Here is a 22,851-nt window from a genome sequence, read left to right on the forward strand (position 1 = left end):
GGAGAAGGAAGGTTCCATGATTCCCATGCGAAGCATGGGAATCATGGGCGAAGCGGGCTTAATGTGCGGCGCTGACTTTTTTGCCTTTGGTCTGGCCGATCGCGCTCAAGGTCTTTTCGAACCACGGCGCATTGATGTCGAACGGCTTGCCGCCCTTGATGCGCGGGAACTCGATCGCGCGCAGCACGTTGCCGTTGTCTTCGTCATGGCCGATGACGCCCGGTTCGCGGCGTAGCGCGCATTCGACCGCCAGGTCGGCGCAGGACTTGATCAGGCGGATGTCTTCGGCGTTCGCGGCGGCGGCGCGCGCGAAATAGCCGGATTTTTGCACCAGCGTCTTTTCCGCGCCGATCATCTGCGCGAACTGCTCGCCGAACCATTTGCCCGGATTGACCGCATCCAATTTGATGTGGCCGAACGCATCGCGCGGCACATCCTGTCCTTTCGATTGCATTTCGGCGACGATGGCTTCAACGCCGGCGCCTTCGGAAACGAAAATATTCACGCAGTCGACCTTGTCCATTACTTCGCGCAGGCGTTTCGCTTCGGCGGTCAGATCGACATCCATTTCCGGCACGAAAATACCGTGGACTTCATAGGTGTCTCGGCTCAGGCCCAGGTCGGGCAGCCATTCCGCCCGATCGAGCAGCTTGCGGTATTCGACGGCGGTCGCCACGGTCAGCCAGCCGCAACTGCGGCCCATCACTTCGTGCACGATCAGCATGCGCGGATTCGAATTGTTTTCCGCAACCACGTTCCGGAAATAACGCGCGCCCTGCTCGGCAGCGGTCCAGGCACCTAGGGATTGTTTGATCGGGAACACGTCGTTGTCGACCGTTTTCGGCAGACCAATTACGGTCAGGCCGTAGTCGTTCTGCGCCAGAAATGCCGCGAGGTCGGCCGCCGCGGTATTGGTGTCGTCGCCGCCGATCGTATGCAGTACGTCCACGCCGTCTTTGACCAACTGGTCGGCCGCGACTTTTTGCGGGTTCTGGCCTTCCTGCACCAGGCCGCGCTTGATGCAGTCTTTCACGTTGGTCAGCTTGACGCGGCTGTTGCCGATCACCGAACCGCCGAATTTCTGCAGCAGGCCGGCATTGGCGCGCACTTCCGGAGTCACTTTGTAAGAATCGCCGAGCAGGAGGCCCTTGTAACCGCTGCGGTAGCAGATGATCTCGATCGAGGGATCGATCTCGTTGTAGCGTTCGATCAGGCTGCCGATCGCGGAATTAAGGCAGGGCGCCAGGCCGCCGGCGGTCAAAATTGCAACTTTCTTAGGTTTGTTCATGTGCGTTTTTATAATGATGTGATGGATAAAATGCTTGGGCACAACGAGGCCTTTGTGCCGCCATGCCCTTCCGGAGCCGTTTCATGTCTTCGATAGGGGACGCCGGACACTGAACTGGCCGATTTTATCATAGAACCCGAAAAACGCCCGGCTTTATCAAAATGCCGCGATTGGCCGGAATTATGGGAAAATAGCGCACCCGCATGGCTTTCATTTCTTCCCGGACAGGTTGTTTTCATGATCGTTTTATGGACCGATGCCCTGATTTTTCTGCTGATCGCGATCACGATCGGCCTCGGCTTCTATATGCGCGGCAAGGAGCATTTCCGGCGGCCGTTCCGGCAAATCGCCGCGAGCCGCAGCGGCATGGTCTCGTTGACCGTGCTGCTGTTCTTCGTATTGGTCGGCCTGTTCGATTCGATCCATTTCAAGGCGTCGGGAGATGACGGCTACGATGTGATCAGCGTACTCGACTATTGGGCCGCGCCTTTGCGTCGCCAGGGCGAAAAGACTTATTCCGCACCGTTCGCGGCATTCGGCTACGGCAAGGAAATGATCACGCTGGACGGCGGCGCGACGCGCTGGGATTATCCGCGCCTGAAATACGGCGGCGCGCATCTGGCCGATCCGGAGCGGCAGTTGGCCGGCGATGTGCTGAAGAAAGCCGCTTACGGCCTGTTTCAGGGCGCAAGTCTCTGCGCGTTTTTTCTGCTGATGCTCTGGGGAATTTTCGCCGCCCGGCAAAAGCGCTTTCTGTACGGCTCTGCACCGGCGAAAAGCGCCCTGGCGGTCGGCTTCGGGATCGTGACGGCCAGTTACATGCTGTGCTATCTGTCTTCTTATTACCACGTGCTGGGCACCGACAAGGTCGGCGAGGACGTGTTCTACCAGACGGTCAAAAGCATCCGCACCGGCCTGGTGATCGGTACGCTGACGACCCTGATCATGCTGCCGATGGCGATTCTGTTCGGGATTCTGGCCGGATTTTTTCAGGGCTGGATCGATGACGTGATCCAGTACGTCTACACCACGCTGAACTCGATTCCGGGCGTTCTGCTGATCGCGGCCTCGATCCTGATGGTGCAGGTGTACATGGCGAATCACGAGGAAGCCTTCACCAGCGTGGTGGTGCGCGCCGACATGCGCCTCCTGTTCCTCTGCATGATCCTCGGCGTGACCAGTTGGACCGGGCTGTGCCGGCTGCTTCGCGCCGAAACGCTGAAGCTCAGGGAAATGGAGTACGTGCGGGCGGCCGAAGCGTTGGGCGTCAAACAGGGCGCGACCCTGGCACGGCACATCCTGCCGAACGTGATGCATATCGTGCTGATCTCGGTCGTGCTCGATTTCAGCGCGCTGGTGCTGGCCGAGGCGGTGCTGTCCTACATCAACATCGGCGTCGATCCGACCACCTACAGCTGGGGCAACATGATCAACGGCGCGCGCTTGGAGATGGCCCGCGAGCCGGTCGTCTGGTGGTCGCTGGCCGCCGCTTTTGTGTTCATGTTTATTTTGGTCCTGGCGGCCAATCTGTTTGCGGACGTGGTGCAGGATGCGTTTGATCCGCGGCGGAGCGGCAATAAAGCCTGATAAAAAAATGATTGCCCAGAATGAGAAAAATCAATGGCTAAAATTGAAGGAATCAGAGTTAAAAACTTTCGTGCTTTAAAAGATATAACGCTCGGACGGTTATGGACTTTGCAACAGGCCGAGCCGCTGACGCCAATGACTGTCGTCATTGGGAAGAATAACGTGGGTAAAAGTACTTTATTCGATGTTTTCGGTTTTTTGGCCGATGCTCTCAAGCTCGGAGTCGAAGAAGCGTGCGACTCGCGCGGGCGCGGCGGGTTTAAGAAAATTCGCTCTCAGGGGCAGGGCGGGCCGATGGAATTTGAAATTTATTATAAGGAAGACGGCAATGCGCGCCCCATTACTTACGAGATTTCTATCGATGTGGATGAGTCGGGAAGGCCTTATGTTCAAAAAGAACGCCTTAGGCAGCGCCGTAAAGGACAGGATAAAGGACGGCCTTTTTCTTTTTTAATTTTGGAAAACGGGAAAGGAGTCGTATGGAAAGGCGAGGCGGAAGGTATTGACGAAAACAAAAAAAAGATTGATTTCAATGATTTATTTGAGTCTTCAATTAAGGAGGAAAGTAAAGAAACCGAAGTCGTCGAACTATCGGATAAAAGAAAGTTAGGAATCGCAACATTAGGTTCTTTAAAACAACATCCCCGAATTTCGCTTTTTCGTCAATTTATTGAAGGATGGTATTTGAGTTATTTCGAGCCTAATTCGGCAAGAAGCCTTCCGCTCGCAGGGCCTCAGAAGCATCTGAACATCAAGGGCGACAATATTGGCAATGTCGTGCAATTCATGGAAAGAGAACATAAAGACCGCTTCAGGAAAGTGTTAGACCGAATTGCAAAAAAGATTCCCGGTATTGACAAAATCGACACCGATGAGACGGCCGATGGGCGACTGCTTCTGCGATTCAACGACAAAGGCTTTCAAGATCCTTTTTATGCCCAACAAATGTCTGACGGGACATTGAAAGTGTTTGCCTACCTTCTTTTATTGGAAGATCCATCGCCTCCCCCCTTTCTCTGTATAGAAGAACCGGAGAACGGTTTATATCACAAACTGCTGGAGACGTTGGCCAACGAATTTCGAGAACATGCGACCGGCCGGAAAGGCGGATCGCAAGTATTCATTACCACGCATCAGCCCTATTTCGTCGATGCGCTCGATCCAAAGGAAGTCTGGATTTTGGAAAAAGGTTCGGATGGTTTTTCCATTATTCGCAGGGCGAGCGATGATGAGTTGGTAAAAAATATGGTTGCAGAAGGATTGCCATTGGGCTCACTCTGGTATAGCGATTATCTGGATGCGAGATAATCCAGATGCATTTCGAAATACTTGTGGAGGACCGTTCCGGTAAAATTGCACTGGATATTCTTATACCCAAAATTATTGGAGATACTCATACGTTTAGGGTAACCTCATTTAAGGGCATTGGCCACATTCCGAGATCGATGGCCTCCGCTAAAAATATAAGCAATCGTATGCTACTGAATAACTTGCCAAAGCTATTAAAAGCCTATGGTAAATCGTTGCAAGATTACGGGGTGGTGTTCGTAGTATGCGACCTGGATGACAAATGTTTGAAGAATTTTAGAGTCGAACTGCTCTCTATTTTGGATAATTGCAATCCACGGCCGGAAACCCGATTTTGCATTGCGGTTGAAGAGGCTGAGGCTTGGTTTTTAGGTGATATTACCGCTATCAAGCAAGCTTATCCAAAAGCAAGAGATACTGTGTTAAATGCATATGTCAACGATTCGATTTGTGGGGCTTGGGAACAATTGGCTGATGCTGTTTACAGGGGCGGGGCTCAGGCACTCACTAAGCTGGGAGGTCGAGCGGAAGGTGCTGAAAAATCTGTATGGGCTGAAAATATTACGCCTTATATGGACGTGGATAATAATTTATCCCTGAGTTTCAATTACTTTTTAAGAAAGCTTCGAGAATTTGTTTGAGTGATGACTAACCCTCTGTTATCCGTTCAAAACCTTAGCGTCGCCTTCAATCGCCACCACAAAGTCGTCGACTGCATCAGTTTTTCGATCCATCCGGGCGAAACCTTCGCGCTGGTCGGCGAATCGGGTTCCGGCAAATCGATCACCGCTTTATCAGTGCTGCGCCTGTTACCGGACAACGCCAGGATGGCCGCCGACTCGATCACGCTGAACGGCGATAACCTGCCCGCCCATTCGGAGCTGGAGTTGTGCCAAATCCGCGGACGGCGCATCGGCTTGATTTTTCAGGACCCGATGTCGTCGCTGAACCCGGTGATGACGGTCGGCAGGCAGATCGCGGAAGTGATCGAGAGCCATTTTTCGCTGCCGAAAGTGGCCGTGCGGAACCGCGTGCTGGAACTCATGCGTCAGGTCGAAATTCCCGATCCGGAGCAGCGGATCAACGATTATCCGCACCAGTTCTCGGGCGGCCAGCGGCAGCGCGTGATGATTGCGATCGCGCTGGCCGGCCGGCCCGATTTGTTGATCGCGGACGAGCCGACGACTTCGCTGGACGTGACGATCCAGGCGCAAATTCTGGTTTTGCTCAAAAACATTCAACAGCGGACCGGCATGGCGCTGTGGCTGATCAGCCACGATCTGGCGCTGGTTTCGACGCTGGCGGACCGGGTCGCGGTGATGCAGCAGGGCAAGATCGTCGAAACCGGCGCGCTGCCGGATTTTTTCGAACAGCCGAAACACCCATATACGCAAAAGCTGCTGCAAGCTTTGCCGTCGATGCGAAGCTGCCTTGCGCATCGGCCCGAGCAAGCGCCGCCGCTGCTCAAGGTGGAAGATTTTCGCTGCTATTATCCGATCCGCAAAGGTCTGTTCAGGCGCGTGGTCGACCATGTGCGCGCGGTCGACGGGGTCAGTTTCACGATTCCAAGGGGCAAAACGCTGGCACTGGTCGGCGAATCCGGCTGCGGCAAGACCACGCTCGGCAAGGCGTTGTTGAACCTGATTCCAGGCGGAGCGGGGCGGGTGCTTCTGGATGGGGTCGATCTCGGCCAGTTGACGGGGGAGGCATTGCGACGGAAGCGCGCGGACATGCAGATTGTGTTTCAGGATCCGTTTTCGTCGATGAATCCGCGCATGCTGGTTGGCGACATCGTGGCGGAGGGGATTCGCGCCCTGCGCCCCGGGACCGGCGCCGATGTCCGGCGAGAACAGGTCCGGCAATTGCTCGAACAGGTCGGCCTGCCGGCCGATGCGGCAGAGCGCTATCCGCATGAATTCTCGGGCGGCCAGCGCCAACGTATCTGCATCGCGCGCGCCCTGGCGGTCGATCCCAAGCTGATCGTCTGCGACGAACCGACCAGCGCGCTCGACGTATCGGTGCAGGCGCAGATCATCGAGCTTCTGAAAACCCTGCAGCGCGAAAAGAACGTTAGCTATCTGTTCATCACGCACGATCTGGCGGTCGTTGCCGAAATTGCCGACGCAGTTGCGGTGATGCACCGCGGGAGAATCGTCGAGTATGGCGACGTGAAGCAGGTGCTGACGGCGCCGCGGCACGACTATACCCGCAAACTGTTGGCGGCGGCGCCGGTTTTGGAAGTCGGCTGACGGTTGAGGCTACAGGGCTGAAGCCCGTCCCGGCAATCCGAACAAGACCGTCCTTTCCCTGTTGATGATGCCAGTTCTTACTCGCCATGCAGCGTGGCGACCATCTCCCGTTTGCCGCCATGATTCCGATGCTCGCAGAGATAAATGCCCTGCCATATCCCCAGGTTCAATTTGCCTCGCGTGACCGGAATCGTCAGGCTCGAACCGAGCAGGCAGTTTTTGATGTGCGCGGGCATGTCGTCGTCGCCCTCGTAATCATGCAGATAATAAGGCGCGCGCTCCGGCACCATCTCGTTGAAATGGCTTTCCAGGTCCTGGCGCACGGTCGGGTCGGCGTTCTCGTTGAGCGCCAGGGAGGCGGAGGTATGCTTGATGAACAGATGCAGCAACCCGCAATGGATAGTGCTTAACTCCGGGATTTCCTGAAGGATCTCGTTGGTAACCAAATGAAAGCCGCGTTTTTTCGGCGGCAGAAAGAATGCTTTTTGTATCCACATCGGGATGGCTCCCGTTCCGAAAAAGTCCATCATAGCATGGCCTGGAAACGGGGCTCATCGTCGGTAGTGAAAAACGGCAATGGAACCGCGGACACGTACGGCCTTGCCGCTTTGGGCGCGCGTTCCGCAGGGCGGTGGGCCGAAATGCTTAAATCGTTTTGAAAATTGCTAAACATTATGATATATTGAGTCTTTTAGGATGTGTCGGTATTTATGCCGTATCCTAACGGCAGAGGTTCGAAAGCGGTCGTTTCGAAGGTCCCTGCCGCCATTTACACGGAAGCCCCATCATGGGGTTTTTTATTTTCCGGGCTCCGTGTTTGTGGCGACAGCATTGGCTAGTCAGTGATAAGAGCCCTGGGCTCTTTTTTTTTGTGCGGTGAAAAGCGAGGAAAAATGAAGCAGGCTCCCGAACATTTGGTCGCCTTGATCGAGCCGATCGTGGAGGGTTTGGGTTATGAATGTGTCGGCATTGAATATCACCCGCATCCGAGGCACGGTTTATTGAGAATTTATATTGACAGCGGCAACGGCATAGTGCTCGATGACTGCTCGAAAGTCAGCCATCAGGTCAGCGGCATGCTCGATGTCGAAGATCCGATTCCGGACAATTACCAGTTGGAAGTATCCTCGCCGGGGGCGGACCGGCCGTTTTTCAAGATTAGCCAGTTCGAGCGCTTCAAAGGCAGTACCGTGCAGGTGAACCTGTTCAAGGCGATCGGCGGACGCAAACGGATTACCGGTCTGATCGAAAAAGTCGAGGAAGATATCATTACACTGATCGAAAACAGCCAAATTTTCGAAGTGCCGTTTTCGGCAATCAGCAAGGCGCGTCTGGTGCCGGAGTATTTAATCGAAAAAGGAGTACGCAGTGGCAAATAAAGAAATTTTGTTGGTCGTGGATGTTTTTTCCAACGAAAAAGCGATTGAGAAGGAAGTGGTCTTCCAGGCCATCGAATCGGCGCTGGAAATGGCGACGGTCAAACGCTATGCCACTCCGATCAAAGCCCGCGTCGAAATCGATCGAAAGACCGGCGATTACAAGACTTACCGGCTGTGGGACGTGGTGGCGCCGAACAGCGAGATCAACGGCGACGTCGAGTTTCCCGGCACGCAGATTTTGCTCGATGTCGCACGATTCGACAATCCGGATGCCCAAGTCGGCGACATGGCGCAGGAAGAGATCGAATCGGTCGAGTTTGGCCGTATCGCCGCCCAGACCGCGAAGCAGGTGATCATCCATAAGGTCCGCGAAGCCGAGCGCAAGAAAATCGTCGATGCGTACAAGAGCCGCGTCGGCGAGTTGATTACCGGCGTGGTCAAGCGCATCGAGAAAGGCAGCGTTTATCTGGATCTCGGCGGCCATGTGGAAGCCTACATCGCGAAGGAAGACATGATTCCGCGCGAGTCGGTGCGCGTCGGCGACCGTATCCGCGGCTATTTAAGAGACGTGCGTTCGGAGCCGCGCGGCCCGCAATTGTTCGTCAGCCGGACCGCGCCGGAATTGTTGCTGGCGTTGTTCCGCCTGGAAGTGCCGGAAGTCGGCGAAGGGCTGATCACGCTGATGGGGGCGGCCCGCGATCCGGGGTCGCGGGCGAAAATCGCGGTCAAGAGCAACGATCCGCGCCTCGATCCGGTCGGCGCCTGCGTCGGCATGCGCGGATCGCGCGTGCAGTCGGTTTCGAACGAACTGGCTGGCGAGCGGGTCGATATCATTCTTTGGAATCCGAACGAAGCGCAATATGTGATCAATGCGATGTCGCCGGCCGAAATCCAGTCGATCGTGGTCGATGAAGACAGGCATTCGATGGATCTGGCGGTCAGCACCGAAAACCTGTCCCAGGCGATCGGCCGGGGCGGCCAGAACGTTCGGCTGGCGACCCAGTTGACCGGCTGGGAGCTGAACGTGATCGATGCCTCCAAAGCCGAAGCGAACAGCGAAGCCGAAGCGAACAAGATCAAGGATCTGTTCGTGAGGGAGCTCGATGTCGACGAAGACATTGCGATGACGCTGGTCGAAGTCGGTTTCAATACGATCGAAGAGATCGCTTATGTGCCGGTCAGCGAAATGCTCGAAATCGAGGGCTTCGACGAAGAATTGGTGAACGAGCTGCGCAGCCGGGCGAAAGATTCCTTATTGATCAGCGCGATCGCGGCGGAAGAAAAAATAGAAACCAACGAGCCGGCCCAGGACCTTCTGGAGATGGAAGGCATGGACAAAGAGCTGGCTTATGAATTGGCCGGCCGCGGTATAATCACGATGGACGATCTGGCTGAACAGTCGATCGACGACCTGCTGAGCTTACCCGAAATGGATGAAGATCGAGCGGCGAAGTTGATTATGAAGGCGCGGGAGCCCTGGTTCTCTGAAGAAAAAGGCAAGTAAGGCGGGAGTAGGCGATGAGCGATCAAACAGTACAGCAATTGGCCGAGGTAGTCAAAATACCTCTGGAAAGGTTATTGGAACAATTGAAGGAAGCGGGGTTGTCGGCCAATACGCCGGACGATGTGATCAGCGAAGACGAGAAAATGCAGCTTCTGGCGCATTTGCGCAAACGCCACGGCAAGGATGGCGGCGAGTCGAAAACGGTCCCCCGACGCGTGACGCTGGAGCGCCGCAAGGTGATTGAAATCAAGCAGGCGAGCGTACCGGGCACGGCAACCAAGACGATCCCCGTCGAAGTTCGCAAAAAGAAAACCTATGTAAACAAACGCGATCTTGTCGAGACGGTTGAAACCAAACCGCCAGTCCGGCCGCAGCCCGCGCCGGAAGAAAAACCGTCCGTGCCGACGGCCGAGCCGGCCATTGCCGCAGAACAAAAAGCGAAGCCTGCCGAAGTAGTCGAACCGGTTGCGGAAACGGCCCCGCCGGCTGTCGAGGCCCGGCCCGCGTCTCCGGCAGAAGCGCCGCAGGAGGAGTTCGAGGAAGAAGCGGCCGTGCAGGTTGTCGAGGAAGCGGATGCGGCGGCACGGGGGGCGGTAACCCGGCTTGAAACGGTCAAAGTCAAGGAAGCTAAGGAAGGCAAGAAAGCCAAAGTGGAAAAAGCCGTCAAAGGCAAAGAAACCGATGAAGCCGCCAAAAAGAAGATAAGCGAACGGGATCGGCGCGTCGAGGAGTCGATCAACCGCACCGCCGAAAAAGTCCGCCAGCAGGCGCTGCAGAAGCAGGAAACGCTGCATCGCAAAAAGCAGCGCGATGACGGCGTCTTTTCCGAAGGACGGGATGCGCCGCGCCGTCCGAAGAAAAAGTCCAAGACGACGCCTCAGCGGTCGGGATCTCCGTTCGAGAGCAAGCATCAGTTCGAAATGCCGGCCGCGCCGATCGTGAAGGAAGTCACGATTCCGGAAACGATTCTGGTATCCGATCTCGCCAACAAGATGAGCGTGAAGGTCGCAGTGGTGATCAAGCAACTGATGAAGCTCGGCATCATGGCGACGATCAACCAGAGCATCGATCAGGACACCGCGGCGATTCTGGTCGAGGACATGGGCCACAAGGCGATCATGCAGAGCGACGACGATCTCGAAAAAGAAATGCTCGCCGAAGCGCAGTCGGAAGAGAATTATCCGGAAGTGCCGCGCGCGCCGATCGTCACGATCATGGGGCATGTCGACCACGGTAAAACCTCGTTGCTCGACTATATCCGTAAAACCCGGGTGGCCGCCGGCGAAGCGGGCGGCATTACCCAGCACATCGGCGCCTATCAGGTCAAGACCGACCACGGCGCGGTCACCTTCCTCGATACGCCGGGCCATGCCGCGTTTACCGCGATGCGGGCGCGCGGTGCGGACGTGACCGACGTGGTGATCGTGGTGGTGGCGGCCGACGACGGCGTGATGCCGCAGACCAAGGAAGCGGTCGAGCATGCGCGCGCCGCGAACGTGCCGATCATCGTCGCGATCAACAAGATCGATAAACCGGACGCGAATCCCGATAAGGTGATGCAGGAATTGTCGGTTATCAACGTATTGGCCGAGGAATGGGGCGGCGATACGCAATTCCTGAAAATTTCGGCGAAAACCGGCCAGGGCATCGACGATTTGATCGAAGCCCTGATCGTGCAGACCGAAATTCTCGAACTGAAGGCGCCGGTGCAAGGCCCGGCTTCGGGTATCGTGATCGAGTCGCGCCTGGATAAAGGCCGCGGCGCGGTTGCCACCGTGCTGGTCCAGAAAGGCACGCTCGAAAGTGGCCAGATGGTCCTGTGCGGCCACGAATACGGCCGGGTGCGGGCGATGTTCAACGAGAACGGCAAAGCGATCAAGGAAGCCGGCCCTTCGGTGCCGGTCGAAATTCTCGGCTTGTCGGGCACGCCGAATGCGGGCGACGAATTCCTGGTCGTACAGAACGAACGGATCGCCAGAGAGCTGGCCAAGCACCGCGAAGAGCGCAAGCGGACCACGCGTCATGCGGCGCAGCAGGCTTCCAAGCTGGACGAGGTCTTCTCCCGGATGACCGCCGGCGAGGTCGCGAGCGTGAACCTGGTGCTCAAGACCGACGTGCAGGGCAGCCTCGAAGCATTGCGCGGTGCCTTGGTCGACCTGTCGACGTCGGAAGTCGAGGTCAAGGTGGTTTACGGCGGCGTCGGCGGCATCAACGAAGGCGACGTAAATCTGGCGCTGGCGTCGGGCGCGATCCTGATGGGCTTCAATGTCCGCGCCGATGCGACCGCGCGCAAGCTGATCGAAGAGAAGGGCGTCGATCTGCATTATTACAGCGTCATCTACGAAGCGATCGACGAAGTCAAAAACGCGATCAGCGGCATGCTGGCGCCGGAAATCAAGGAGCAGATCGTCGGCCTGGCCGAAGTTCGTGACGTGTTCCGTTCGCCGAAGTTCGGCGCGATCGCCGGCTGTATGGTTGTCGAGGGCTACGTCAAGCGCAACCTGCCGATCCGCGTCTTGCGCGACAACGTGGTGATTTTCGAAGGTCAGCTCGAATCGCTGCGCCGCTTCAAGGACGACGTGAACGAAGTCAAGATGGGCATGGAGTGCGGCATCGGCGTCAAGAACTACAACGACGTCAAAGTCGGCGACCAGATCGAAGTCTTTGAACGGACCGAAGTCAAACGCGTATTGTAAAGCATCATGGCAAAAGAATATGGGCGTAGCGCCCGCGTGGCATCTGAAATGCAGAAGGAACTCTCGTTCATTCTGCAGCGGGTCGTCAAGGATTCCCGGCTCGGCTTCATTACGATCAATGAAGTCGATCTGACCAAGGACCTGGCGCTCGCGAAAATCTATTTTACGGTACTGAACGCGGATGAGGCCGGCAAGCGGAACCATGTCAAACGGCTAAATCAACTGGCCCCGGTAATCCGGCACGAGCTCGCGAAACGGATGCGGCTGCGCCATATCTCGGAGCTGCGTTTTATCTACGACGATTCGTTCGATACCGGCATGCGCGTTGCGGAACTCCTCAGCGATATCGACCAGACCGATAAAGCCCCCGATCAGGAATGAGCAAACGTAATCTCCGGCGCAATGTCCACGGCATTCTGCTGCTGGACAAACGGCTCGGCGTGTCTTCGAACCTGGCGCTCCAGGAGGCCAAGCGCCTCTTGAATGCCGCCAAGGCCGGGCATACGGGCAGTCTCGATCCCTTGGCGACGGGGCTGTTGCCTTTGTGTTTCGGCGAGGCCACCAAGGTGTCGGGCATGATGCTGGATGACGACAAGCGTTACCGGGTCGTGATCCGGCTCGGCGTATTGACCGACACCGGCGATGCGGAAGGGACGGTGCTCGAAACGAAGCCGGTTCCCGAGATTACCCAGGCGATGCTCGATGCCTGCCTGCAGCGCTTCACCGGCGAAATCGACCAGGTGCCGCCGATGTATTCGGCGCTGAAGCTGAACGGCAGGAAGCTTTACGAACTGGCCCGCGAAGGCAAAACGGTCGAGCGCAAGGCCCGGCGGATCACCCTTTATGAAATAAAACAGCTCGGTTTCGAGTACGACCGACTGACGCTGGAAGTGTTTTGCTCGAAAGGCACGTATATCCGCTCGCTGGCGGAAGACATCGGCGCACACTTCGGCTGCGGCGGAACCGTCGCGGAACTGCGCCGCCTGCAGGCGGGCGTATTTACGATTGACCGGGCTTTCACGATTGAACAATTGCGCGCGATGGATGCCCGGCAGCTCGACGCCTGCCTGCTGAACGTCGATGAACCGCTGCAGGCATTGCAGGCGGTCGAACTGCAGGACGGCGATGCGGTTAAGATCAGGAATGGACAGTCGGTCCGGTCCGAACTTATACAGTCCGGACCCGTGCGCCTGTACCATGCAGGCGCGTTTTTAGGCTTGGGCGAAATGCGATTGGATGGTAAACTAGCGCCTTGCAGACTGTTCAATTTGGAAGGAGTCGGCTAAAGGAAAAGGACGAAAGGGTTGTTTTCATCGTTCCCAGGTGGGAACGTCGGAACCCTACAGAACAGTACAATGCGAAAGGCTGGCCATCAGTTCTTTCGCCTTAATTTCCCCATTCTCTGCCCCCTATCGCGGAAATGGGTGTGTCACCGGCCCTGTCAGGGCTTTTTTTAATTATCGAAACATAAAATTATAGGGTTTGATCAAATGCCTTTTACTGCGGAACAAAAGAAAAAAATCGTTGAAGAGTACCGTCTGTCCGAAACCGATACCGGTTCCCCGGAAGTTCAGGTCGCTCTGTTGACAGCGCACATCCAGCACCTGACCCCGCATTTCGCGGAGCACAAAAAAGACAATCACTCGCGTCGCGGCCTGCTGCGCATGGTCAACCAGCGTCGCAAACTGCTCGACTATCTGAAAAACAAGGACAGCGACCGCTACCGTACGCTGATCGATCGTCTCGGTTTGCGCAAATAAGACAGAATGCAAACGGCGCCGGTTCGGCGCCGTTTGCGTTTCAGCGTTACCTCCAGTTTTAACTCAACAATATCTACGCAAAGGAACCTAATAGTGAATCCTATCAGGAAAGAATTTCAGTACGGCGATCGCACCGTTACGTTGGAAACCGGTGAAATTGCTCGCCAGGCCCACGGCGCCGTGATCATCGATGTCGAAGGCACCTCATTATTGGTGACCGTCGTTAGCAAAAAAGACACAGGCGGCAACGACTTTTTTCCGCTGACGGTGAATTATCAGGAAAAATCCTATGCGGCCGGTAAAATCCCCGGCGGTTTTTTCAAGCGGGAGGGCCGCCCGTCCGAACAGGAAACGCTGATTTCGCGTTTGATCGACCGGCCGATACGCCCGCTCTTCCCTGAAGGTTACACGGACGAAGTCCAGATCATCGCCACCGTCATCTCGCTGAATCCGGAAGTCGATACCGAAATTCCCGCCCTGCTCGGCGCTTCCGCGGCGCTGGCGGTTTCCGGACTGCCGTTCAACGGCCCGGTCGGCGCGGCTTGCGTCGGTTTCAAGGACGGCCAATATCTGTTGAATCCGGCGCCGGCGGCGTTGAAGGATTCGCGCCTGCAACTGGTCGTTGCCGGCACCGCCAATGCGGTACTGATGGTCGAATCCGAAGCCGACGGCCTGACCGAAGACGAAATGCTCGGCGCGGTGTTGTTCGGCCATGAACAAATGCAGACCGCGATCAACGCGATCAACGCATTCGCGGCCGCGGCCGGCGCCGGCGTGGTCGAATGGACCGCTCCCGATGCCGATGCCGAGCTGGTGCGCCTGGTGACCGCCGAAGTCGAGGAAGGCATCCAGGAAGCCTACCGGATCGCCGAAAAGCTGGTTCGGCAGGATCGTCTGAAAGTGATCCGCACCGCGGCGATCGAGAAATTTACCGCACTGGGCGAATATACCGAAAACGCGATCCGCCACATCATCGAAAATCTCGAATACAACATCGTCCGCCAGGCGATTCTGAGCGAGAAACGTCGCATCGACGGACGTACGCTCGATTCGGTTCGCCCGATCACGATCCGGACCGGCGTACTGCCGAGAACCCACGGTTCCGCCCTGTTCACCCGCGGCGAAACGCAGGCGCTGGTCGTCGCGACGCTGGGTACCCAGCGCGATGCGCAGATCATCGACGCATTGACCGGCGAATACAAAGAGCTGTTCATGCTGCACTACAACTTCCCGCCGTTCAGCGTCGGCGAAACCGGCTTCGTCGGCTCTCCGAAGCGCCGCGAAATCGGCCACGGTCGCCTGGCCAAGCGCGGTGTATTGGCCGTGTTGCCGGTCATGGAAGAATTTCCGTATGTGATCCGCGTCGTCTCCGAAATCACCGAATCGAATGGCTCCAGTTCGATGGCGTCGGTTTGCGGCAGCAGCCTGGCGCTGATGGACGCCGGCGTGCCGATCAAGGCGCCGGTGGCCGGCATCGCGATGGGGCTGATCAAGGAAGGCGACGATTACGCGGTCCTGTCCGACATCATGGGCGACGAAGACCATCTCGGCGACATGGATTTCAAAGTCGCGGGTACCGCCGACGGGATCACCGCGCTGCAAATGGACATCAAGATCGACGGCATCACCGCCGAGATCATGAAGACTGCGCTCGCGCAGGCGAAGACCGGACGTATCCACATCCTCGGCGAGATGAACAAGGTATTGCCGGCCGCGCGCGAACACATGTCCGACTACGCGCCGCGCATCATCACCTTCAAGATCGATCCGAGCAAGATCCGCGAAGTGATCGGCAAGGGCGGCGCGACCATCCGCGGCATTACCGAAATTACCGGCGCAAGCGTCGACCTGACCGACGACGGCGTCGTCAAGATCGCCTCGGTCGACAAGGCGGCCGGCGAAGAAGCGCGCCGTCTGATCGAAGAGATTACCGCCGAGGTCGAAGTCGGCAAGATTTACGAAGGCAAAGTCGTGCGCCTGATGGACTTTGGCGCGTTCGTGACGATCCTGCCCGGCAAAGATGGCCTGGTGCACATCTCGCAAATCTCGAACGAGCATGTCGACAAGGTCAGCGACAAGCTGTCCGAGGGCGACGTGGTTCGGGTCAAGGTACTCGAAATCGACCGCCAGGGCCGCGTTCGCCTGAGTATGAAAGAAGCGGAAAAGGAAGAATAAGCTTTTCCGCTTCGGTTTGCAAAAAGGGCCGGAAGGCCCTTTTTTGTTTCCTCCGGCCATAGGCGCCGTCCGTAAGATTTTGTAGGGTACGCTGTGCGTACCTTTTCACCCCCAATGGTACGCACAGCGTACCCTACAGAAAATAGCTCCGAGCGGGATGGGGTTTATAACCCATGCCGTTAAGCTTAGCCCCGAGGCGTTGCAACGCTGGCTTTGCAAATGACGAAACGGAGTAACAAAGCCAGCTTTGTGCTCCAGACATAAAATCATCCTCACCTGTCCGTCCCTCTTTAAACGTTGCGGACGGCATAAATATCCCGTCCGGCACCTGTATCTTACGGGTTCAGCCCGTAGGGTACGCTGTGCGTACCCTCAATGTCAAAAGGTACGCACAGCGTACCCTACGGGGCAACGGCAGGGCACCCTTCAGAAGGTGAGGACTTCCCTACACGCGATATGAAAATGCCTTAGAAACTCAGCCACCCCGATCCGAACGAAGTCGCGAACACCAGACTGACGATCGTCATCAGCTTGATCAGGATATTCAGCGACGGGCCGCTGGTGTCCTTGAACGGGTCGCCGACGGTGTCGCCGACGACCGCGGCTTTATGCGCATCCGAGCCTTTGCCGCCGTATTGTCCGGTTTCGATCCATTTCTTCGCGTTGTCCCAGGCGCCGCCCGCATTCGCCATCATCACCGCGAGCAGAAAGCCGGAACTCATCGTGCCGATCAGGAGGCCGGCGAGAGCTTCCTTGCCGAGCACATGGCCGACGACGAGCGGCACGACAACCGCCAGCGCGCCCGGCAGGATCATTTCCTTCAGCGCGCCTTCCGTACTGATGCCCACGCAGGACTTATAGTCGGGCTGCGCCTTGCCTTCCATCAGGCCCGGAATTTCGTGAAACTGTCGCCGCACTTCCATCACGATCGCGTGCGCGGCCTTGCCGACCGCCATCATCGTCAGCGCGGAAAACAGATAAGGCATCATCGCGCCGATCAGAATGCCGGGCAGCATGGTCGGGCCGAGAATGTTCAGGCTCTCGATTTTCGCGGCGGAGACATAGGCGGCTAAAAGCGCCAGCGCCGTCAGCACCGCCGAGCCGATCGCGAAGCCTTTTCCGGTGGCCGCGGTGGTGTTGCCGAGGCTGTCGAGCGCATCGGTGCGGTGGCGGACTTCGCTCGGCAGATGCGCCATTTCGGCGATCCCGCCGGCATTGTCGGCGACCGGGCCGTAAGCGTCGGTCGCGAGCGTCACCCCGAGCGTGCTGAGCATGCCGACCCCGGACAAGGCTACCGCGTACAGGCCGGCGGCGATCGTGCCGTCGGCCTTGAAGCCGAGCCAGATGCTCATCAGGATCGCGAACGCGGCGATCAGTACCGGCAGCAAGGTACTCAACATCCCGACCGCCATGCCCTGAATGATCGTCGTCGCGGGGCCGGTCTGGGTCGCGTGCGCGATCATGAGGGTCGGTTTATCGGTGTAAGAAGTGAAATATTCGGTCGCATAGGCGATGCCGTTGCCGGCGACCAGGCCGACCAGGATCACCAGCCAGTAATTGATGCTGGCGCCGGAAATCAGGACGGTCGTCAAGCTGAGTGCCAGGATGGCTGCCGATGCGGCCCAGACTGAACGGCGCAACGCCGCCAGCAGATCTTCGAGCGAAGCGTTTTCGTCGATTTTCGCGACGAAGTGGCGTAAATGATGGCTGTAGCGAATCCATAAGGAATAGCCGGGATAGATCCTGGTAGTTGCTTCGTTCGCATTTTTCTCCTCGCCGGTCACCATGTAGATTCCGAACAGGCTGGCGACAATGCCGACCGCTGCTACCAGGAACGGCAGGCCGATAAAGGCGGCGGCTTTGTCCCCGCCGAGCGTCGCGCCGAGGGTCGCGGCCGCGATGATCGAGCCGCTGTAGCTTTCGAACAAGTCGGCGCCCATGCCGGCGACATCGCCCACGTTGTCGCCGACGTTATCGGCTATCACGGCCGGATTGCGCGGGTCGTCCTCGGGTATGCCTTTCTCGACCTTGCCGACCAGGTCCGCGCCGACGTCGGCCGCCTTGGTGAAGATACCGCCGCCGACCCGCGCGAACAGAGCGATGCTGCTGGCGCCGAAGCCGAAACCGGTCACGTAGGTCATCTGGTTCGGATCGCCGTTGAAGATCAAGTAAAGCGATGCCATGCCGATCAGGCTGAAGCTGACCACCGACATGCCCATGATCGCGCCGCTGCCGAACGCGACCCTGAGGCCTTCGTGCAGGCTTCGGCTGGCGGCTGCGGCGGTTCTGACGTTGGCCCGCACCGCGACGTACATGCCCAGATAACCCGCGGCGGCGGAGGCGATGGCGCCGACGATGAAGCACAGCGCCGTCTGCCAGTGTAAAAAGGATGAAATGACCAAGGCCACGATCACGACGAAGACGGCCAGAACCCGGTATTCCCGGTTGAGAAAAGCCGAAGCCCCCTCCTGGATAGCTTCGGCGATGGCTTGCATCGTGGCATTGCCGCGGTCGTAGCCGAGAATGATTTTGAATTGCCACAAGACGTAAACTACGCCCAAAAGACCCGTCAGTAATGCGATAACTATCGCCAGCGATGCGCTTAACACCGTTCCTCCTAGTTTTTTAGTTATTGTTATTGATTATGGCTTGGTAAGCGGCCGGTGCTTTTGCCGGCACGGACGAAAAAAACGTTTGTAGGGTCCCCGCTCCTGATCGGCAGGGTAAAAGTTCCTCAAAACGTCTCATCCTTACGCCCGTTAGGATGGAGCAACGCATTGCCCCGCTCCTGCCCGGCTTCGTCCGCGTTCATTATCCCGTGATGATCGCGGGCCGGATATTCGGCCGTTACTTAAGCGAAGGTAGGTTACTGAAAAGTTAAAACAACCACAATCAAAAATTCACGATTGTGATTTTCTTTTAAATTTCAGACGGAGTGCATTATGATTATGAATGCCTTCTTTCAGATACCATCGCCTTTGGATGCACCGGAATGAAAACAGCCGGGCAGATGACCGACGGCGTGCCTCTTGCGTCATGAGTGCAGTTGCGCGGTCGTTAGCCTATACGTCTGCTTTTTCCGAGGGTTCATGTCAGGGTGAAGAATATACCGGGTGCCTTCGATTTGCTGGTCTGCCTGAACCTGTGCAGGTACTTAGGGAGCATGAAATTGCCATGGTTCCGGTGCAGTGCCACTGAGGGCAAGCCTGCGGTTCGATCAAAATCAGCAAAGTCCTGCAATTATAAATTGTGCTGCCCTGTTCAGCCGAGGTGATTCAATGGATTGTAATTTAAGTCTTGTGTCGCATTACAAAAAATATTTCTGCATGGTCAAGGCCTCGAGCCCTGAAATGAAGAAAATCGCTTTTAACATACGCTATCGCGTTTATTTTGAAGAGCAAAATATGATCGCGAACGATGCGTTAAGCAAGGAACGTTTAGAAACCGATTTATGGGATGCTTGTTCGATTCATACGCTGCTTTATCATAAACCGAGCGGTCAACCCATCGGCAACGTCAGATTGGTTCCGCTAGACGCCAGTCCTACGAAAACGCTGCCGATTGAAAAAACCTATCCCAACCCGTTCGATTTCAGCCGGGCGCCAGTCCACGACATCAGAAGCGGAAAAACCGGCGAAGTCTCCAGAATGCTGATTCTTTCATCCTTCCGGCGCCGGAAAAGCGATAAGAGCTACGATCTCGGAAACGAGGAATCTTCCGAGGATCAGAGTAATAAACGATTTCCGATCAATTACCTGCCGGTCTGCCTGATATTTGCGACAGCGATTTTAATGTTGGAAGAAAAACTCGATTATGGGGTCGCCTTGATGGAGCCGCGTCTTGCGAGGCTGCTGATGCGGTTCGGTGTCGGTTTGAGCCGGATCGGGGAGGCGGCGGATTATTTCGGTCTGCGTGCGCCGTATCTGATTTTCCCAGAACTTATCTACAAAAATCTAAGTCCCGATTACCAGGCGCTTTACGATGCGATACAATCTGAGCTGATCGACTAGCTATCGCCCGAACGCTCCCTATCCTCCCTTTATGGAAAGAAAAACACAACGTTTTCTGAGCCTTGTCTGGAAAGCCATCCTCTCCGTCAGCTTCGTTACCTTCCTCTCTTCCGGCGCCGTGGTGCTGTTCGGACAATTTACACTGAACAAAAATTACGAACAGGAAAGGGCGCGCTTGCATCACGCTTACTCCCAGGCATTTGGAGCCATTCTGGAACAGGTCAAGAATGACCGGATCGATATCGGCTGGCTGATTCCGGGGCTGCTGGATTCTTCGATGTCGCCGAACAAGGTATTGAAAGCCATCAAGCGGACGATCGACCGGAATTGGCCGCAAATCGAACTGGAGTCGCAGATCACTTCGGTTTTTCTGTTTACCAAGGATGCAAAAATGCTTGGCAACTGGGGAGGCGCTTATCAAAAGCAGTTCGACGAGTGGGTCAATCTGACGGCCAAAAACGAAACCGCGTACGATTATATTTTGTGCAAGGATCACTGCATTCATTTTCGCGCGACCCCGTTTTTGCACGACGGCGATTTTCTCGGCATTTTCATTTTCGGCGTCGATTTGGCCGATACCGTATTGAAATTGAAAAATGTGATCGGCCTGGATGCGGCTATTCTGACCCGGCATTCGCCGGGCGAGAATCTCGGCATTCTACGGCTGGAGCCTTGGGCGATGAATGTGATTGCGATGACCGAGGTTAAAAAAAACTCGGCATTGCTGAGGGAAATCAGCAAACGCTATCCCGAGGAATTGCCGCAAGGATCGGCCGTTTTCGAAATCGGCGGAAAAACCTACGATTTGATTTCGCTGCCGTTTGAAACCAGCCATAAAACCCGATTGTTGATCATCGAAGATGTCAGCGATTCGCTGGACAGCGTCAAAAAGGCGACCGCCCTGTATGCGCTGAGCGGGCTGTCGAGCCTTTTATTATCCGGCGGTGTCTTGCTGTTTTTGTTGATCGGACCGACGCGGCGCCTCAAAAGCCTGGTCAATGTGTTCCCTTTGATCGCGAAAAAACAGTACCGCGATGTCGGGAAACAAATCCTGCCGCCCAAACACGCTTTCCTGAAGGACGAAATCGATGTACTGGAAAGCGCGGCGCATGAACTCATCGGCACATTGCAGGCGCTCGATAATCAAGTCAATCAGCGCACTCAGGAATTGTTCAATCAGGCGAAGGAGCTTTTGATCGAGAAAAACTTCATCGACAACATGCTCAACACGGCGCAGGTGATCATTCTGACCATCGATAATAACGGCACGATACGCACCCTCAATAAATTTACCGAGCAATTGACCGGTTACACGGCAAGCGATCTGGTCGGCAAACAATTTTCCGAGCTGTTTTTCACCGCCGAGGCTTCCGATCTGGTACGCACGCCGAACGGCGTTTTCGAACGGACGCAGAGCAAGAATCTACAGTTCGAGTGCCCGATTTTTGCGGCGGACGGTTCCGAACTCTATCTTTCGTGGTATTTGTCGCCGCTGTTCATCGAAGAGCTGAATGCCGAATCCGCGCATGAAATCCTGGTGGTCGGCCTCGATCTGACCGAACGCAAAAAATCGGAGAACCGCCTGACCTGGCTGGCCGAACACGATCTTTTGACCGGCCTTTACAACCGCCCCAAGTTCGAGAAAGAGCTCGAACACGCGATCAACCTGGCGATTCGCCAAAATCATACGTCCGCGATCGTATTCTTCGATATCGATCAATTCAAATACATCAACGACAGCAGCGGCCATCAGGTCGGCGATGAACTCTTGATCAAGGTGGCCGAGAAACTGCTCCACATTACGCGCAAAGCGGATATCGTCGCGCGCTTCGGCGGCGACGAATTCATCATTCTGGCCATCGACGTCGATCAAAAACAGGCCGAGGAGCTGGCGCAGAAATTGTGCAGCGAAATGGCGGCGGTCGTGATCGATGTCGGCAGCGAGCAGCATCGGGTTTCGGTCAGTGCCGGCCTCTTGATGTTTCCGGAAGGGGACTGCAGCGCGCATGACCTGCTCGCCTCGGCGGATATCGCGATGTATCGGGCGAAGGAGGAAAGCCGGGGCAGTTGGCGGCTGGCCAATCATGCCGATATCAACCGGAACGAAATCAAGAGCCGGGTCACCTGGAAGGCCAAAATCGAAAAAGCGCTCGAAGAAAACCGCTTCGTACTCTATTACCAGCCGATCATGCGCATTGCCGACCGCACGATTACGCACTACGAGTGTCTGCTCAGAATGGTCGGGGAAGGGGGCGAGATCGTTCACCCCGCCCAGTTTATCACGGTGGCCGAACAAACCGGGCTGATCTATCAAATCGACCAGCGCGTGATCGAACTGGCGTTCAGCAAACAGGCCGAGTTATTGAAACAAGGCCTCGATATCAAGCTGTCGATCAATCTGTCCGCCGAAATGTTGTCCAATCCGGGGGCTTTTTCGGTGATTAGCCGGTATTTGCAGCGTTACCGCCTGGATGCCAAGCACTTTATCTTTGAAGTGACCGAAACGCAGGCGGTAACCAGGCTGCAGGCGGCCCATGATTTGATTTTGCAAATCGAGGGAATCGGCGGCAGTTTTGCGTTGGACGATTTCGGCGTCGGCTTCTCGTCGATGAGTTACTTGAAACAGTTGCCGGTCAATTATTTGAAGATCGACGGCTCATTCATCAAGAATATTTTGTACTGCCGTGAAGATCAATTGTTCGTGAAAGCGATCAACAGCGTAGGGCAAGGGATGGGCATCAAGACGATTGCCGAGTTCGTCGAGAATCAGGATATTCTGAATATGCTGGCGGGTATGGGCATCGATTACGCGCAAGGCTACGGCATCGGCAAAGCCATGCCGTATCCCGAGTTTCATATGGAAAATGTGACGGTTTCCGGGTGAAGACCAGCCAG

General features: G+C 56.2%; 16 protein-coding genes. 13 read left to right on the plus strand and 3 right to left on the minus strand.

What is annotated here, in order from left to right:
- Positions 1–58 precede the first annotated feature (58 nt).
- A complete protein-coding gene (locus CC94_RS0112750) occupies positions 59–1,288 on the minus strand; it encodes a pyrophosphate--fructose-6-phosphate 1-phosphotransferase (protein WP_005370363.1) in 1,230 nt (409 codons plus the stop codon).
- 237 nt (positions 1,289–1,525) lie between these two features.
- Between CC94_RS0112750 and CC94_RS0112755 the strand changes: the two genes are divergently transcribed.
- From CC94_RS0112755 to CC94_RS0112770, 4 genes are read left to right on the plus strand one after another with little or no spacing between them, the layout of a single operon-like run.
- On the plus strand, positions 1,526–2,875 hold the full coding sequence (locus tag CC94_RS0112755) for an ABC transporter permease (RefSeq protein WP_005370365.1): 1,350 nt from the start codon (positions 1,526–1,528) through the stop codon (positions 2,873–2,875).
- A gap of 33 nt (positions 2,876–2,908) precedes the next feature.
- Positions 2,909–4,183, plus strand: coding sequence for an AAA family ATPase (locus CC94_RS0112760; RefSeq protein ID WP_005370366.1), 1,275 nt, complete (start codon positions 2,909–2,911; stop codon positions 4,181–4,183).
- 5 nt (positions 4,184–4,188) lie between these two features.
- Positions 4,189–4,824: a DUF4276 family protein gene (locus CC94_RS0112765; RefSeq protein ID WP_005370368.1), complete on the plus strand. Its 636-nt coding sequence runs from the start codon at positions 4,189–4,191 to the stop codon at positions 4,822–4,824.
- A 3-nt stretch (positions 4,825–4,827) separates the two neighbouring features.
- Entirely contained in the window at positions 4,828–6,432 is a 1,605-nt protein-coding gene (locus tag CC94_RS0112770; protein ID WP_031431136.1) for an ABC transporter ATP-binding protein, read from the plus strand.
- Positions 6,433–6,509: 77 nt separating this feature from the next.
- Here CC94_RS0112770 and CC94_RS0112775 read toward each other — a convergent pair whose 3' ends face one another.
- On the minus strand, positions 6,510–6,929 hold the full coding sequence (locus CC94_RS0112775; protein ID WP_031431138.1) for a secondary thiamine-phosphate synthase enzyme YjbQ: 420 nt from the start codon (positions 6,927–6,929) through the stop codon (positions 6,510–6,512).
- Positions 6,930–7,325: 396 nt separating this feature from the next.
- Here CC94_RS0112775 and rimP point away from each other — a divergent pair, with 396 nt between their 5' ends.
- The 7 genes from rimP to pnp all read left to right on the plus strand — a co-directional run bounded on the left by rimP (position 7,326) and on the right by pnp (position 15,946).
- On the plus strand, positions 7,326–7,811 hold the full coding sequence (gene rimP, locus CC94_RS0112785; RefSeq protein WP_031431140.1) for a ribosome maturation factor RimP: 486 nt from the start codon (positions 7,326–7,328) through the stop codon (positions 7,809–7,811).
- A complete protein-coding gene (nusA, locus tag CC94_RS0112790; RefSeq protein ID WP_005370372.1) occupies positions 7,801–9,315 on the plus strand; it encodes a transcription termination factor NusA in 1,515 nt (504 codons plus the stop codon). Before rimP ends, nusA begins: the two co-directional genes overlap by 11 nt.
- Positions 9,316–9,329: 14 nt before the next feature.
- Positions 9,330–12,011: a translation initiation factor IF-2 gene (gene infB / locus CC94_RS0112795; RefSeq protein WP_005370373.1), complete on the plus strand. Its 2,682-nt coding sequence runs from the start codon at positions 9,330–9,332 to the stop codon at positions 12,009–12,011.
- 6 nt (positions 12,012–12,017) lie between these two features.
- On the plus strand, positions 12,018–12,392 hold the full coding sequence (gene rbfA / locus CC94_RS0112800) for a 30S ribosome-binding factor RbfA (protein ID WP_005370376.1): 375 nt from the start codon (positions 12,018–12,020) through the stop codon (positions 12,390–12,392).
- A complete protein-coding gene (truB, locus tag CC94_RS0112805; protein WP_005370377.1) occupies positions 12,389–13,297 on the plus strand; it encodes a tRNA pseudouridine(55) synthase TruB in 909 nt (302 codons plus the stop codon). The genes rbfA and truB overlap by 4 nt, the downstream gene beginning before the upstream one ends.
- A 204-nt stretch (positions 13,298–13,501) precedes the next feature.
- The gene (rpsO, locus tag CC94_RS0112810) at positions 13,502–13,771 is read left to right on the plus strand and encodes a 30S ribosomal protein S15 (RefSeq protein WP_005370378.1); all 270 of its coding nucleotides are present in this window, start codon (positions 13,502–13,504) and stop codon (positions 13,769–13,771) included.
- A gap of 93 nt (positions 13,772–13,864) precedes the next feature.
- Entirely contained in the window at positions 13,865–15,946 is a 2,082-nt protein-coding gene (pnp, locus tag CC94_RS0112815) for a polyribonucleotide nucleotidyltransferase (protein WP_005370379.1), read from the plus strand.
- Between the two features lie 467 nt (positions 15,947–16,413).
- Here the strand turns inward: pnp and CC94_RS0112820 are convergent, their stop codons facing one another.
- Positions 16,414–18,555 carry a sodium-translocating pyrophosphatase gene (locus CC94_RS0112820; protein WP_005370380.1) on the minus strand — a complete coding sequence of 714 codons (2,142 nt, stop codon included), beginning with the start codon at positions 18,553–18,555 and terminating at the stop codon, positions 16,414–16,416.
- A gap of 579 nt (positions 18,556–19,134) precedes the next feature.
- On the opposite strand from CC94_RS0112820, the gene CC94_RS0112830 reads away from it, so the two are divergent.
- Both CC94_RS0112830 and CC94_RS0112835 read left to right on the plus strand, forming a co-directional pair.
- Positions 19,135–19,956, plus strand: a complete 822-nt coding sequence (locus CC94_RS0112830; RefSeq protein WP_245549472.1) for a PEP-CTERM/exosortase system-associated acyltransferase — start codon at positions 19,135–19,137, stop codon at positions 19,954–19,956.
- Between the two features lie 31 nt (positions 19,957–19,987).
- The gene (locus CC94_RS0112835; RefSeq protein WP_031431145.1) at positions 19,988–22,840 is read left to right on the plus strand and encodes an EAL domain-containing protein; all 2,853 of its coding nucleotides are present in this window, start codon (positions 19,988–19,990) and stop codon (positions 22,838–22,840) included.
- Positions 22,841–22,851: the final 11 nt, after the last annotated feature.

This window comes from Methylomicrobium agile, from assembly GCF_000733855.1.
In the GTDB taxonomy this organism is placed as follows: domain Bacteria; phylum Pseudomonadota; class Gammaproteobacteria; order Methylococcales; family Methylomonadaceae; genus Methylomicrobium; species Methylomicrobium agile.